Source organism: Pectobacterium parvum, assembly GCF_020971565.1.
In the GTDB taxonomy this organism is placed as follows: domain Bacteria; phylum Pseudomonadota; class Gammaproteobacteria; order Enterobacterales; family Enterobacteriaceae; genus Pectobacterium; species Pectobacterium polare.
The window spans coordinates 1,792,722-1,807,748 of the sequence record NZ_CP087392.1; the positions used below are offsets into that span (position 1 = coordinate 1,792,722).

Annotated in this window: 12 protein-coding genes and 1 pseudogene; 4 read left to right on the top strand and 9 right to left on the bottom strand. The window is 50.3% G+C overall.

Annotated elements, in window-relative coordinates:
* Positions 1-422: 422 nt before the first annotated feature.
* The 3 genes and pseudogenes from LOZ86_RS08020 to LOZ86_RS08030 form a co-directional block, all read left to right on the top strand.
* Complete coding sequence (locus LOZ86_RS08020) at positions 423-992, top strand: TetR/AcrR family transcriptional regulator (protein ID WP_039484125.1); 570 nt, start codon at positions 423-425, stop codon at positions 990-992.
* 254 nt (positions 993-1,246) lie between these two features.
* The gene (locus LOZ86_RS08025; RefSeq protein ID WP_039484128.1) at positions 1,247-1,723 is read left to right on the top strand and encodes a nuclear transport factor 2 family protein; all 477 of its coding nucleotides are present in this window, start codon (positions 1,247-1,249) and stop codon (positions 1,721-1,723) included.
* Between the two features lie 114 nt (positions 1,724-1,837).
* A pseudogene (locus LOZ86_RS08030) lies at positions 1,838-2,156 on the top strand (helix-turn-helix transcriptional regulator); the annotation flags it as partial.
* Positions 2,157-2,445: 289 nt separating this feature from the next.
* On the opposite strand, the gene LOZ86_RS08035 reads toward LOZ86_RS08030, so the two are convergent.
* The 6 genes from LOZ86_RS08035 to LOZ86_RS08060 form a co-directional block, all read right to left on the bottom strand.
* Positions 2,446-4,173 (bottom strand): retron Ec67 family RNA-directed DNA polymerase/endonuclease, encoded by a 1,728-nt coding sequence (locus LOZ86_RS08035; RefSeq protein WP_039484129.1) that lies wholly within the window; start codon positions 4,171-4,173, stop codon positions 2,446-2,448.
* Between the two features lie 812 nt (positions 4,174-4,985).
* Positions 4,986-7,040, bottom strand: a complete 2,055-nt coding sequence (locus LOZ86_RS08040) for a toxin-antitoxin system YwqK family antitoxin (RefSeq protein ID WP_039484131.1) — start codon at positions 7,038-7,040, stop codon at positions 4,986-4,988.
* A 103-nt stretch (positions 7,041-7,143) separates the two neighbouring features.
* Positions 7,144-8,061 carry an aminotransferase class IV gene (locus LOZ86_RS08045; protein WP_039514003.1) on the bottom strand — a complete coding sequence of 306 codons (918 nt, stop codon included), beginning with the start codon at positions 8,059-8,061 and terminating at the stop codon, positions 7,144-7,146.
* A 28-nt stretch (positions 8,062-8,089) separates the two neighbouring features.
* The gene (locus LOZ86_RS08050) at positions 8,090-8,956 is read right to left on the bottom strand and encodes an amino acid ABC transporter ATP-binding protein (RefSeq protein WP_225969831.1); all 867 of its coding nucleotides are present in this window, start codon (positions 8,954-8,956) and stop codon (positions 8,090-8,092) included.
* A 23-nt stretch (positions 8,957-8,979) separates the two neighbouring features.
* Positions 8,980-9,645, bottom strand: a complete 666-nt coding sequence (locus tag LOZ86_RS08055; protein ID WP_039514001.1) for an amino acid ABC transporter permease — start codon at positions 9,643-9,645, stop codon at positions 8,980-8,982.
* An 8-nt stretch (positions 9,646-9,653) separates the two neighbouring features.
* Positions 9,654-10,331: an amino acid ABC transporter permease gene (locus tag LOZ86_RS08060; protein ID WP_039484136.1), complete on the bottom strand. Its 678-nt coding sequence runs from the start codon at positions 10,329-10,331 to the stop codon at positions 9,654-9,656.
* 151 nt (positions 10,332-10,482) lie between these two features.
* Between LOZ86_RS08060 and LOZ86_RS08065 the strand changes: the two genes are divergently transcribed.
* Positions 10,483-11,892 carry an MmgE/PrpD family protein gene (locus LOZ86_RS08065; protein ID WP_161547160.1) on the top strand — a complete coding sequence of 470 codons (1,410 nt, stop codon included), beginning with the start codon at positions 10,483-10,485 and terminating at the stop codon, positions 11,890-11,892.
* Positions 11,893-11,926: 34 nt separating this feature from the next.
* On the opposite strand, the gene LOZ86_RS08070 is transcribed toward LOZ86_RS08065, so the two are convergent.
* The 3 genes from LOZ86_RS08070 to LOZ86_RS08080 all read right to left on the bottom strand — a co-directional run bounded on the left by LOZ86_RS08070 (position 11,927) and on the right by LOZ86_RS08080 (position 14,997).
* The gene (locus tag LOZ86_RS08070) at positions 11,927-12,760 is read right to left on the bottom strand and encodes a transporter substrate-binding domain-containing protein (protein ID WP_039484139.1); all 834 of its coding nucleotides are present in this window, start codon (positions 12,758-12,760) and stop codon (positions 11,927-11,929) included.
* Positions 12,761-13,078: 318 nt separating this feature from the next.
* On the bottom strand, positions 13,079-14,302 hold the full coding sequence (locus LOZ86_RS08075) for a sensor histidine kinase (RefSeq protein ID WP_072037855.1): 1,224 nt from the start codon (positions 14,300-14,302) through the stop codon (positions 13,079-13,081).
* Positions 14,303-14,307: 5 nt separating this feature from the next.
* The gene (locus LOZ86_RS08080) at positions 14,308-14,997 is read right to left on the bottom strand and encodes a response regulator (protein WP_039513996.1); all 690 of its coding nucleotides are present in this window, start codon (positions 14,995-14,997) and stop codon (positions 14,308-14,310) included.
* Positions 14,998-15,027: the final 30 nt, after the last annotated feature.

Here is a 15,027-nt window from a genome sequence, read left to right on the forward strand (position 1 = left end):
TCAATTTCGCGTCACTATCAGTTGGTACAACAATCACAACGTAAACCCTTTCACATTTGGTAATGCATTTGAAAAGATCCTACGTGGGTTTTCAAAAGGATATTAACGCCATAAAAATGGTAACTTATTGTATTTGCGTTATTTACATAACAATAAGTCCGTTATTTATTGAAAGTGGTTATATTCTAGCTTCCTGTTATGGCTTGGTGTAGAGCCTAAAATGGAAGTAGTGTTTTCATATTTGAGAGGGGCTGGCATCACCTTTAAGCGATAGCTCTGCCAGACGCGGACGTTCTCATGTCACTGCCTATCTATTTAGAGGGGCAGGGCGCTCTCCCGCACGGACTTCGCTTCTTCATTTTCTGAAAAATGTTTTCAGGCTGACGCTTGACTAGGTAGAACGATCGTTCCACCATTAATTCATGAACAAAAAGCCGAACGATACCCGAGAAAAAATCCTGGCGACCGCCGAGCAACTTATCTATCAGAACGGCATTCATGCCACAGGCATGGACCTTCTGGTTAAGACCTCTGGCGTCGCAAGGAAAAGTATTTATCGCTATTTCGCGACCAAGGATGACGTGGCAGCCGCCGCGTTGAATGCACGTGATGAACGCTGGATGCACTGGTTCAGAACTGAATGTGATAAAGGCACTACCCCTCAGGAACGCATCCTGAATATGTTCACTGTACTCAAAGGCTGGTTTGAGTCAGATGGCTTTCGTGGTTGTGCTTTTATTAACACGGCTGGAGAAGTGGGTGACCCTGCCGATCCCGTTCGCCAGATCGCAAAGCTTCATAAACAAAAATTGCTGGATTACACGCTGGAACTCACCGGGCAATTAAACATCGAGCAACCGTCAGCCTTGGCCAAACAGTTGCTGATTCTGATGGAGGGCGCTATCACCATGTCACACGTGATGGGCGATGACAGCGCGGCCGATAGCGCAAGAGAAGTGGCGCAACTGTTGTTGAAGCAGGCCTCTCACTAAGGCCTGAGTTTCAAAAAATCCCGTTCTACTGATATATACCCCAAATAATTCGAGTTGCAGGACAAAACGTTAGCGTTTTGAACAACGCAAGGCGTTGGCCCGTAGGGCGAGGCTCATTTATGCGCCTCGTAACGCGGCAAGAGAGTGAATCCCGATGAGCTTACTCAGGTAAGTGATTCGGGTGAGTGAACGCAGCCAACGCACATGCAGCTTGAAGTATTACGGGGATATCCAAATTTTCTGGAGGCTCTACCATGTCCGATAAACAGACTCGCCCGCCACTTCCTCCTTTCACTCGCGAAACGGCGATTGAGAAGGTGCGACTCGCTGAAGATGGCTGGAACAGCCGAGATGCCGAAAAGGTATCGCTGGCCTACACGCTGGACACCAAATGGCGTAATCGCGCCGAGTTTGCAACTAATCGTGAAGAAGCCAAAGGTTTCCTCACGCGGAAGTGGAAAAAAGAACTTGAGTATCGTCTGATTAAAGAGTTGTGGGCGTTTACTGACAATCGCATTGCCGTGCGGTACGCCTATGAATGGCATGATGACTTGGGTAACTGGTTCCGCTCTTATGGCAATGAAAACTGGGAATTTGAAGCAGATGGCCTGATGCACCGTCGCTTCGCCTGTATCAACGACATGCCGATTAAAGAGAGTGAACGCAAGTTCCACTGGCCGCTGGGTCGTCGTCCGGATGATCATCCAGGTCTGTCGGAGCTGGGTCTGTAAAGTTCTACATTTTCTTCCGCTAAGCCCCCGACAACTGTCTCAGCCGGGGGCTTTTTCTCAACCTAAACATGACGGCATATATTTCTCTCACTAATGATGCCATCCGTGCCTGCGGAACTCCCTATGCCACGTGACGAACGTTTATTTCGTGCGGCAAGAGAACTAATGCTCAGCCATCGGTGGGAGGCGACCTTAATTGACATGGCCGACATTGCGAATATGTCGGAACGTACTTTTCCCCGCCATTTTTACGTGACACAGGTTTCAGCTTCAGAATGTGGAAACAGAGAGCCAGAATATATACATCATTAGACCTTCTCTCTCTAATGGTGTATCCGTTAAACAGATCGCCTACCAACTCGGTTTTTCCTGTCCTGCCGCGTTTTCTGCTGCATTTCGTTCAGTGATGGGCACAACCCCAAGCGAGTTCTAATCTGGCTTTGACGGTTTCTACTTAATAGATTCACTCACTGGGGATACAAGTTTTCGCTTTTCGCTCTTAACTGACGGAGCGGTCCTTTTACCTGACTGCTAAGTGCTGTGAGTTAATCAATCGAGAACAGGTCTGTCAGTTGGTGAAGAGAGTGAGTTGTCAAAAGTTGTCGCCCACCATCGCCGCCAGGAGGATTTTTGAGTGTTTGCACACTCAGTTACAGTTGCTTCAAGTAGAAACTACTAGTTATTATAATTGGCAATCTAATGAATGTTGCTTAATATTAACTTTAATTATTTTTTCTGGAATTATTATGTTCAATTATTTCTGAAATCGATTCAAAAATATAATTAAAATTTGAAAAGTCGATTGCTTTACGCTTTTTTAACACAACACCTGTAGCAAAAAATTCTTTGCCGTATTCATTATCCTTGCATTTGGCATTAGTTCGGTTAAATACTTTACCACCAAGCGTTGTTTGCAATACTGAACTGTGGAAAAGATCTTCCATAGAACTATCTTTTAATCCATTGAGAGGGGTGAAAATTATATATAAGTTTTTTGTAACCCACGTCCACTTCTGGTTTCTTAGTTCATCTCTTGTAAGAGTAATGTTAGGGAAAGATTTTCCAATTAAAGTTTGGAAGATTCCATTAGCACCAGCACTGCCTGAATCATTGTCTAAAATAACAATCACAGGCTTTTGATTGGCGATTACTTTAAACGCATCTGTCTTTTTTTCAAAGCCAACAATGAAGTCTTTGAGATGTGGAGCTCCTCCGTCTAAGTTTAAAAGATATTTTGTTTTAGATGTGTTTTTGAAGAATTTAATCCCATAATCTCGTACTGTTTTATTGCCTAGTTTCTTATTCCCAATTAGATTGGGATGGTTTTCTGATAACGCATCCAAAGCTACCCTCAGGTACGTAATATCTGTTTTTCCCTCAGTCAAGATTGTTGGCTTTGTATTTGCCCAAAAAGCAGAATAATAAAGAAAATCCGAATATACTTTTTCACGCTTGTTATGTTGGGATTTGAGCGCGTGCGGTAATCTGTTGTTGTATTTATCTACAAAATCAATAAAGCTCAACATGCCGCCTAACTCATTGATAGTGCCAGCTCTTTCTTTGCGTATTTTTTTGTCTATTAATGTATATCCCCCTTTTTTAAATAGACTATGTGCCATTGCACGAACTGTTTTTGCATATTTTTTATCTACATTTACAAACCGATTGACAGTTAATCCTGTAACCTCTTGGCGGTTTTTTTTGTCGAGAAGTCTTAATTTGTTATGATTAATTTTAAAGCCTGAAGATGTTATTTCCTTAAGAAATTTGTTATTTAAGGTAATGGATTTTTCATCTTGGTCTCTGATAATCCCCTTAGGGAACTCTTTTTTATTAGTTGAGATTGTTATATCATCAGCATATCGTGTATATGTGCAGCCAACGCTATTACATAAATTACTTAGCCGCCTGTCTAAAGAAACTAGGATTAAGTTGGTTATTACGGGGGAGCAGGGGCTACCTTGAGGTAACTTATCCTGATGACATGCGATTTTTGCTATTAATGTGGAAAGCTCTGTGTTGAGAGAAAAGTTATTATTTTTTAGAAAGTAACCCCTAACCCTTCCAAAATTAAATTCATCAAAGAAATTAAAAAGATCTATATTAAGAACCCACTTCTTTGACTTATGCTTTTCTGCATTTGTAATAATGCTGCGGTTGCGCTCAAACCCATGAGAGAAATGATTATCTTCTTTTAAATTTTCTCGGAGGTTATTTAAACAGTCTTGTAGTAAATCGGAAAGCTTGCTTTGTATTTCTTTGAGCTCGGAGTCTGGGGCTGATATGATTCTATCAGAACCATTCTTTTTTTTAATAGCGAACTGTGAATATAGATTATCAGTATTTTTTATATATATGACACGGGTCATAAAAACCGGGTCAATTCCTAAAAGTCGTGCGAAATCTGGTTTGGAATTACATGCTTTTAATTTTTCTAGGCGGGTAGTCATCACTGCTCCTTGAATAGCGGTGTGCAGGCACTCTTACGCACTTTTACAGTATTCCCAGCAAATTCTGCTATGAGAATCATAGCAGCGAGAGCTTGAGCCCTTGAAATCAAGAATTGCGAAACACAATTCAAAATTCTGCCTGCACACCAGTCTCAAATATTTCACACATTCCGTGTGTTTTCAACATGATTAGCCATTAAATGAATGCTGTCAAACTCCTGGAGGCGGCACCTGAACGTTCCTTGGAACTTGAGTCTTTTGCAGAGTTAACGAGTCCCACAAGCTGGAGTGGCAACCTTGCAAACATATGGCAGTCACGGGCTGACGCTTTCAGTGAACTCATTGAACACTATCGGTACGACATTTTAAACGGTGCAAAAAAATCCACGAGAAGTTAATGCTTATGATTGAGCGTCAAAGAACCCAGGAAGAGCAGGAAGATCGTGAAGGTGAACAGCAGTTTGAGTGATGATAACTACCCTTAAGGATCGACACTTTAATATTAGTGTTTTCAGACATCTCAATTACAGTCAAAACTTCCGCTCCTCGCCCAAAGCAGACGTCCCTTACGAGATTTTAAATCCGGGGTGAGTCGCTGAACAATACCAATACCGCTGAACGACCTATAAACCCCGGCGACTCAATTTCCCCGAGCAGACGTTGGGACTTATCGTTATCCCATTGAGTGAGTCATGGAAAGCAGCTGCCTCCATATAACCTCACTCAATGCGGAGCCACTTTCGAAAGGATATGAATCACCCGCATACCCGTGCAGAATCATCGATTACTGAGCGCCTCTCCTGTGTGGGATCTCATTGTTCATACTCCCATTTCGGAATCACGCAGCCTTTAGGGCCGGGGGCGGTCTGTTTTCCGTTCTCATCGAAACGTGTTTCACAGCCTGTGGTCAGCCTGCCGTCTTTCCAGATTCCGCTGCTTTTGACTTTGCCATCGGGGTAATAACAGGCGCTTTCGCCCTGGCGCAGCGCGCCCTGATAATCTTTGTACTCTTTACCATCGACCACCAACGGTTTGAAACCCTGAGAGCGACTAATGCATTGCATCTGGCCGTTAGGGTAATAGCTGATTTGGGTGTAGCTGTCATCGGTGCCGATACGCGTTTCATCCTGACGCTGACCGTTCGCATACCAGGTATTATTGGTTTGCTGGCGGTTGAACAGATAATCGGCCTCGGTGAGCGGCGTGCCGTCAGGGTTGAAGGTTTGCTGTTTACCGCAGTAGCCGCGACCGCTCATCGACAGAGGGCAGTAATTGCGTTCGGTAATTTTGACGCCAGTGGCGGTAAATTCCTGCATCAGTCCGACTTCATAACCGTGGTCATAGGTCGATACGGACTTCGGTTTTCCGTCGGGGAAATTATAGATATACATGCCGTCGAGTTCGCCATTGCGGTAGCCGCGATCGGCGCGCAGAGTGGTGCCATCGTCATAATATTCGACTTCACGGCCCTCCAGTTTGCCCATGACATAGTCAGCCTGATAAACCATTTTTCCGGCAGCATTGAACTTCTGGTAAAAACCATGAGGAAGATTATCTTTATAATGAATAACTTGTGTCAGACGGCCTTTCTCATCACTCCAGCGCAGTTCTCCCTGCTTTATGCCAGCGATCAGTTCGACCTGCTGGATCTCGCCGTCAGCCGTCTTTAGTTTCCACATACCGTTAGCCACGCCTTTCACAAACGGGCCCTCGCCGTTTTCGGTGATCCACATGCCTTCAGGCTGGTCATCAACATAATCGCCCTTCGAGCGCAGTACACCCGCCAGACGGCGCTCGCTGGGGCCATGACGCTGGCCATTGAGGTAAGTATCGAAGCCACCCAGCTCTGGTGTATTGCCATCCATGCCGTCGGTGATTTCCCAGCGGCCTTCACGCTCATTGTCTTTCATCAATCCCGTTGCCGTTTCTTGCCCATCGCTGATGGTCCACTGGCCTTGCTGTTGTCCCGCTATATAGCTACCTGAACTGCCGAAGTTCTCGCCGACGGTGGTCCATTTTCCGTCAGGAACGCCATGTAGGAAAAAACCTTTTACTAAGCCATACTGCGCCGAGTAATAGACATAAGGCCCATTCTCGCTGCCGCTGAATTTAGCCGGGTCAGCTTGCCAACTGATGGCTGTCACGCGAAATCCGGGCGTTGCGCTATCTTCCACGCGACGGAAGGTTACGGTGAGAAATAAACCGTCTTTTTCCGCAAAGGTTTTTTTATAAGCGTAGACGTTGTCTGCTGGCTGTTTCGCAGCATGAGAAGGTGTGCCATCGTCAAGATACCAGCCGACAACGTTGCCCTGAGTAAAGTCGATGTTATCGAAATCGTGATTATCGAACTTAGGGTACTGCGCGCTGTAGTCATAAGGCGGAAGCTTGCCGAGGGCGCGTTTCACCAGCGTTGAATTGAGATCCTTATTCTCGCGAACCAGCTTGTCCAGAACCGGCTGTAAACTCAGCACCGGAATATAGCTGCCGTCTTCAATGTAACGCCAACCGCGCAGGGCGAACTTGCCCTGGCTTTTACTCAACACCAGCGTGATTTGACCAGCCTGGTCCACGTCAGCATAAAACACGGATTCGATGGTGGAATCGGGGAAGGTACCGAGCAGGTGGGGAAGGTGATCGACACTCTGATCCTCTTCGCTACAGAAGCAATAATAGCCTTTGACCACCTGGTTTTCCTGAATGAAAACCAGAAGGGCGCTGCTGTCGCGTGCGCCCGAAATGATCGGATGCGCCAGCGTTTTACCCGCGTAAAAAGGGTGTGCGGTGTCGTCCGGGGCGGCGATAGCCGTGCTGACCCCTATGACCATATTCAGTAGTAGGATGCCAAACAGTAACTTTACGGCTTTCATTCCCTGACCTGCTCTTTTGAAAAAGTGGCGCTTAGGTTACATGAAATGTTTCTGACGGTTAATATTTCGTTGAATCAATTCGTTGTTGAACTTAGCGCCTCAATCACTGCGCGTGCAAATACGCCTCATACCAGCGGCTGAGCTGTTCGGTTACCGGGCGGTGTTCGGGGTTAAACGGGCGGCCATCCAGCGCGTTTACCGGGGTGATGCCCGCCAGCGTGCCGGTGACGAAGGCTTCGTCAGCGGTAAGGGCGTCTGCCAGCGTAAAATCTTGAGTCTTAACCTTCAGCCCGTTGGCCTCTGCAAGGTTGATAATGGTCTGACGGGTAATGCCGTTGAAGCAGTAGTGGCCTGACGATGTCCACAGTTCACCGCGACGGACGATAAAAAAGTTGGTGGAGTTACAGCTGGCGACAAAACCGTGTGGATCCAGCATCAGCGCCTCATCGGCACCGGCCTGCAACGCCTGTAGCAGCGCCTGAATAAGATTGAGCCGACTGTGTGAGTTCAGCCGCAGATCGAAGACGTCTGGCGTACTGGTGCGATAGGTAGAGGTAAACAGCGTTAGTCCGCGTTTTTTCGCCGCCGTATCGACGACTTTATACTCTGCCACGCACACGACCGTTGCGCCGCCGATAATAAAGCGGGGATCCTGATTCGGGGTATGCTTTTTCCCACGGGTAATCATCAGGCGGATATGCGCGCCATCGGTCATGCCGTTGACGGCCAATGTCTTGTAGAGAATATCGGTCAGCGCTTCTCGGCTATGGCCGATATCTAACTGGATCGTGGCGGCACCCTCAAACAGGCGATCGAGATGCGCCTCCAGCGCAATCAGGCGGCCGTTAACCAAACGCAATCCTTCCCAAACGCCGTCGCCGCACACGTAGCCGGAATCAAAAATCGACACCACCGCGTTATCGCGATGAACAAATTCCCCATTTACATACACCTGTACGTCGTTGTTACGTGGATCTTGCAAATAAGCCTGACTGCTCTGGCTGGATAATGTGGGTTGCATCGTGCTGTTCCTGAATGTGAATGATGAGCTAAAAGGAGCGCTCGGCAAAGCGAGCAAGGAAGGCTTGCGTGCGAGGTTGCTGCGGGTTTTTGAGCACCTGTTCGGCGCTGCCCATTTCATGGATCACGCCGTTCTCGATAAACACGACGCGATCGGCGAAGTGATAGGCAAACCCCAGTTCATGGGTGACTAGCAGAAGGGTACGGCCTTCCTCCGCTAATGCCCGGATGGTGTGCAGCACTTCGCCTACCAGTTCTGGATCCAGTGACGATGTCGGTTCATCGAACAGCATGATCTCTGGCGACATCGCCAGCGCACGTGCAATCGCCACTCGCTGCTGCTGACCGCCGGACAGGCTGCTGGGGCGGGCGTCTTGTTTGTTGCTCAGTCCAACTTTTTCCAACTGTGCTTTGGCGATGATATCCGCGTCATGCCTCGGCATTTTCTTCACCGACAGCAGCGCTTCACGCACATTCTCCAGCACGGTCATATGGGGAAACAGATTGAACTGTTGAAACACCATGCCTACGCGTTCCCGTACGGCGCACAGCTGCTTTTCCGGGTAGTCGCGCTGGCCTTGCGCGTTGGTTTTTCCCAGTACCACGCCATCCAGTTCAATGGTGCCGGTGCTGGGGATCTCCATAAAATTCAGGCAGCGCAGCAGGGTGCTTTTTCCCGATCCGCTGCCGCCGATGATGGCAATTTTTTCGCCGCGTCGTACATCGAGATCGATCCCTTTCAATACCTCAACGGCACCGAAGCGTTTCTGGAGCCCGCGAATGCGCAGGACGATATCGTCCTTCAGAGCTTCATTTCCACTCAACGGATTATTTTCATTCAACGTACTGTTTTCATTCAAAGTACGATTTTTATTCAAACTAATAGCTTCACGCATAGCAATCCTGTGGCGCTGTCAGACTAGGGGGTTGAACGGAAACGACGTTCAAGTCGTGCGGCAAGGTAGCTCCCTGGCCAGATCAAAATGAAATAGAGCAGCGCGACCACCGTCAGGATTTCCAGCGGACGATAATAGGTGCTGCTCAGCAGCCGCCCTTGATACATCAGTTCGTTGACGGCCAGTATCGAGGCCAGCGAGGTCACCTTGGCCAGTTCGATCATCCGGTTGGTGAGGGCGGGCAACATGTTGCGTAATACCTGCGGCAGAACCACGCGCCGCAGGATCACCGTCTGCCGCATGCCCAGCGCTTTTGCGCCTTCCCACTGCCCGTGGTCGATGGATTGCAGCCCGGCACGGAAAATTTCCGTACAGTACGCGGCGCTATACAGCGTAAGAGCCAGCGCGGCGGCGGCAAAGGTGCTGAACTGCAAACCAACCAGAACCGGAAAGGCGTAATAGAACCAGATCAGTTGGATCAGCACTGGCGTATTACGGAAGATTTCGACAAAGCATCTGGCAGGCAATGACAGCCAGCGCTTGCCAAATACGCGAAACAGACCGAGAACCAGACCCAACGCGGTTCCCAGCACGCCGGCCAGCAGCCAGAGTTCGAGCGTGACGCCAAGGCCTTTCAGCAGCACGGGAATGTTGTGCCAGACCAGCGAGAAATCCCATTGATAATGCATGCTGTTCCTTACGCGAGTCGACGGTCTGCCAGTGACAGCCGTTTCTCAATATGTTGACTGAACAGGCTAATCAGCAGCAGCAGGGTGAAATACATCACCGCCACCAGACTGTAGACTTCCAGCGGTCGGTAGGTTTGGCTGTTGATCTGCATCGCCTGATAAAGCAGTTCGCTATAGGCCAGTGATGACGCCAGCGACGTGGATTTGATGAGTTCAAACGAGCGCTCAATAAAGGGTGGGATCATCCGGCGTAACGCCTGCGGAAGAATAACCCGTCGCAGCGCGGTCGATTTCGGCATCCCCAGCGCTTTTGCGCCTTCCCATTGCCCGGTGTGAATAGAAGAGATCGCGCCACGGTAGACTTCGGCATAAAAGGCACCGGACTGTGCGGACAGCGCGATAACAGCGGCGGTGAAAGGCGAAAACGTTAACGGCGTAATGACGGGCAGGGCGTAGTAAATCCAGAAAAAATGCACCAGCGCGGGCGTATTACGATAAAAGCCAATCAATATTGCGGCGGGCAGGCGCAAGAGCCGACGGGGAGACATTTTCATGGCGGCGAGCACCATACCAGCCACCATACCGATCAGGATGCTGGTGGCACCGATCTTTATCGTTCCCCACAGCCCCTCCAGCAGCAGATGGTGATAGGGCCAGATGGCGGAAAAATCCCACTGATACGACATAAATATAGCGCCCCTGGAAAATGCATAATTAGGAAATACGTTTCTTATTTTGTTAGAACTGATGCATCTTAGCAGGTCGAAAAAATGATAAATAAATAATAAAACGTGGTGTTAATATTCCTTTTATTTATAAAAGAATGGCGGTATGCCGATGTCTCACGCTGCTGAACTCCCTCTGACGTTGCGCCTCGCGACCTTTGCTCATCGATTGACGATTCAGGACATTCCCGCGGCGTTAAGACGAAAAATCGTGCTGCATTTTATCGACAGCCTGGGCTGCGGCATTGCAGGCGCACATAGTCAGGTGGTACGGGACTGCGCACGCGTCTCCCGCCTGCACTATGCGGCGGGTAACAGCCCAATAGTGGATGGCGGAGCGCCGCTAGCCGCCATCGGTGCGGCGTTTTTGAATGCGGCGGCGATCAATGCGCTGGATTATGACGACGGTTATGAAGTTGCTGGGCGCGGCATGGGGCACCCCGGTGCTACGCTGGTTGCCGCCACGCTGGCGGCATTAGGAACGCGTCCGATCGACGGCGAAACACTGATCTGTGCGCTAGCTGCGGCGTATGAAATTAATGGTCGGATCATTCAATCTCAGCAGCCGAGTCCGGCGCGTTTTCAGCAGGTTTATGGTGTGTGTCAGCATGAATCCATCGGAGCGGCGGTGGCTTACGGATTGCTAACGGGATGTGATGCCGCAGGACTAGAGAACGCCATCGGTCTGGCGGCGTCGCTGACGCCGTTGCCCAGCTTACACAAATACAACTGGCAGCAGCGGCCGCTGGTTTCCTTCAAAGATTACAACGCCCCTGCGGCGGAGTCGGGCGTCCGTGCTGTCGAACTGCATCGTGGCGGGATTATCGGCCCAAGAGATGTGCTGTCCGGCGAGCACGGGTTCTGGCGCATGATGGGATCTGACCACTTTGATGAAGCGGCATTGATTACCGGCCTGGGAGAACAATGGGCGCTTCAGCACGCCAGTTTCAAAGCGTATCCGGCCTGTCGCTGGATACATACTGCGCTGGAATCCTTCGAGCGCCTACAGCACGAATTGGCGTTATTGCCGCAGGACATCGACGTTATTCGGGTCAAAGGAAGCCAGAGGCTGGCCGCTGATTTTATGGATACGCGACCGCAAAATGAAACGGATGCACAGTTCAGCCTGCCATTTGCGCTGGCGTGTCTTGCCCACCGTATTCCGCGCCATCGCTGGAGTGCCGATGAGACCTTAGCCAACCCGGTGCTTCAAGCGCTGGCTGATAAGGTTCACGTTGAGGTGTCGCCCGAGCTTGACCAGCTTATGGCGCAGGAACGTCGTCCGGTGTTGCAGGTTGATGTTGTTACGCAGGGAAAGGTAGTGAACGGTGAGCGCATTGCGTTTCCGCTGGGGTGTGCGGAACATCCGTTAGCGGAAAGCCGCATCATGGCGAAATTTGCGGAGAACCTATCGTCCCGACGTGCCCCAACACATGTTGCGGAGGCAACGGCGGCGTTATCCGAACTTGAGCACTGTCAGGATGTCGCCGCGCTGCTGACCCCGCTAATAAGTGTGTCCTGAATCCGTTCAGGACCGTTCTGTTATCCGATGCCAATTATTTCCAGTCTTCTTTAATGACCGATGGCACTTTGCTGACGTCCACGCCGCGCAATTTGAGCGCCTGCTCATAGTAGTGCTGCGTCTTGCCGGATTTATACAGTTTGGCAAATTCGTCATTTAGAAAGTTATGGAAGGTCTGGTCGGTTTCTTTACGGATGGCTCCGCTGGTGCTGACTTCAATAATCGGCTTCGGCAGAATCAAATTACCTTTGCCGACTTTAGCCTGTTGCAGTGCCAGCGCCGGATGGAAGTAAGACAGGGCATCGACGCGGCCGGCATAAAACGCCGCTACGCCTTCATCCATATTCGGGAAGCGCACCAGCTGTGCCTTGGGCAGGCGTTTGGTCAGAATCAGGTCTGGGCTGGAACCCAGCGTGACGCCGATTTTAACATCTTCCCGATTGAGGTCGTCCCAGTTGGTCACTGTAATGCCATCGCGAATCAACACGCCTTGCGCATACCAAAAGAAAGGCTGCTCAGGAAAATCGACCGCTTTTTTCCGTTCTTCCGTCGGGTCGAGCACCAGCATGGTATCGATCTGGCCGGTTTGTAAGGCGGCAATGGCGTTGCCCCACGTGGTTTCCACCGTCACCAGTTTTACCCCGAGGTCTTTTGCCAGCTCTTTGCCGATGTTATAGCCGATGCCGTCCCATTCTCCGGTCGAAGGATTTTTAAAATACCAGGGCTCGCCCTGTGCCACGCCGATGCGTAACTCACCGGTCTGTTTGATATGTTGCCACGTCGACGTTTGTGTTTCGGCGGCCTGGCTGAAAAAGGAGGCGCTAATCAGCGTTATCGCCATGAATACCTGGTGAAGAGAACGTTTCATTATAATTACCCTGATGGTTGAGTTTTAATCGAGGCGATATATTTCGCCCATGCAGAGTAGCGAAATACTTATAGCGAAATTAGTTTTTTTCGCCTTATCTCATTCCAGATAAATATAACGATTCATTGAGAGGGAAATCACGTTGGCACGCGGTCAGCCCCCGCTGTAACGCGTGGCGTCTGGGGTTGTTCTGTTTGTCTCGCCATGTAGCCGATGAGTATTGCCACGATTTACCGTGTTTTCCCTCTGCGACAAGGCATAGCAATAATTTCGCTATGCTTTTTAGTTATTGGCAATTGCCGACGGTACGCCGTTCTGTCATGCCGTACGCGGCAGGGTCATGATGATAACCAATCCACCGTTCGCCCCTCGTTCTGCATGACTTTTCGCATGAGATTCAGCCTTAATCGTGCCGCCATGTGCGGTGATAATGGCCGACGCGATGGAAAGCCCCAGCCCGCTGCCGCCGGAGTGCCTTCCGCGCGAATGCTCGGCACGCCAGAAGCGGTCGAAAAGCAGGGGCAGTGATTCTGGCTCAATCCCCGGGCCGCGATCGGTGACGGTAATCTGCCAGCACGGTGCGCTTTCTCGTCCCGCTATTTCGCGCACTTCAATCGCCAGATAGCGGCCGTCGCTGGCGTAGCTTAAGGCATTTTCAATCAGGATAGAGAACACCTGTCCCAATCGTTCGCGGTCGGCAAGGCAAAAGTCGCTCTGTTCGATATCAACCTGCGTCTGAAACCCGGCTTGTTCTAACTGGGGTCGATACCAGGTCAGCCGCTCCGTAATGAGCTCGTCGAAGTAGAAAGGAGTATGCACCAGTTGCAGTTGTCCGGCTCTGGCCAGTGACAGAAAATGCAGATCCTGAATCACGTGATTGAGCTGTTCGAGCTGTTTGATGACCATTGCCAGCTGTGATTTATCCTGCGGGAAGACGTCATCCATCATGCCCTGAACGCGGCCCATTGCCGCATTTAACGGCGTACGCAGTTCATGGGCTAACGCTGCGCTGGATTCGCGAAGTTCCCGCTCATAGCGTTCCAGCTGTGCCGTCATGTTGTTAAAGTCGTCCGCCAGCGTAATTAACTCCATCGGTGCCTGCTCGACGCGCTGCGTGCGGGTATCGAATTTTCCCTGTGCGACGTCGCGTGCGGCGTTGGCGATATTGGAAAATTGCTGTGACAGCGGACGCGCTCGCCACAGCATCACAATCACCATAGTAGGCAACGCGATAAGGACCATGATCGCCAGCACCAGCCAGTCGCTGTTGGCAATATTAGGAGCGAAGACTTCTGGGCCATAGAACTGATTGATGATCTCCTGATAGCGAGGGTTACCGTAATCTTTTTGTGCAGTGAATTGCTGAAATTCCGTGCGTACTGCGTCCGGCATGTGCTGTTCAATATAGATACTGTAGATGGCAAAGCGCAGCCACATCAGACCCGCAATGATGATCACGGCAGCAAGCAGCAGAGAAATAATGCGAAAACACAGCCAGCGCCACAGCGACATGGTTTCTGACAGAAAAATCGATTTTTTCATCATACTCACCGGAATCGATAGCCGACGGAGCGGACGGTGACGAGCACATTGATGATGTTGTGCTGATTGAGTTTCTTCCTGAGGTTGTGAACGTGGGTATCCACAACACGTTCCAGCGCCTCGCTTTCCGGCAGACAGGCTTCGAGCAATTCTCCACGGGTGAAGGCGCGGTTCGGCGCTTTGAGCAGCGTCACTAGAATATTGAACTCGGTCGGCGTCAGATCGAGAACGACGGAGTCTGATGGCGATACCGCAATACTGGCCGTCACGGAGGTCGGATCAACCGAGAGATTTTCAAATGTCAGGGTGGCGTCTTCCCGGATGGCGTAACCGGTTCGTCGCAACACGGCCTGCACCCGCGCCACCACCTCCTGCGGGTTATAGGGCTTGACGACATAATCATCCGCGCCGTAACGCAGCGCGCCAATTCTTTCCGGGTCGTCGCCGATGGCCGTCACCATAATTACCGGAATATTGCTGCGCTGCCGCAGGGCGGACAGCACCTCGGAACCGTTCATCTTCGGCAGCATCACATCCAGCAGAATCAAATCGGGTTTGCTGGTCAGCGCCATGTGCAGGCCTCGTTGTCCATCAGACGCAATCGACACTTGATAGCCATCGCGCCGCAGATAAGCCTCAAGCACGTTGGCTGCATCCATGTCGTCTTCAATAATCAATACCCGTTTTTCCGCCATCGCGAACCTCTTGATGAAATCTTAAAAAAC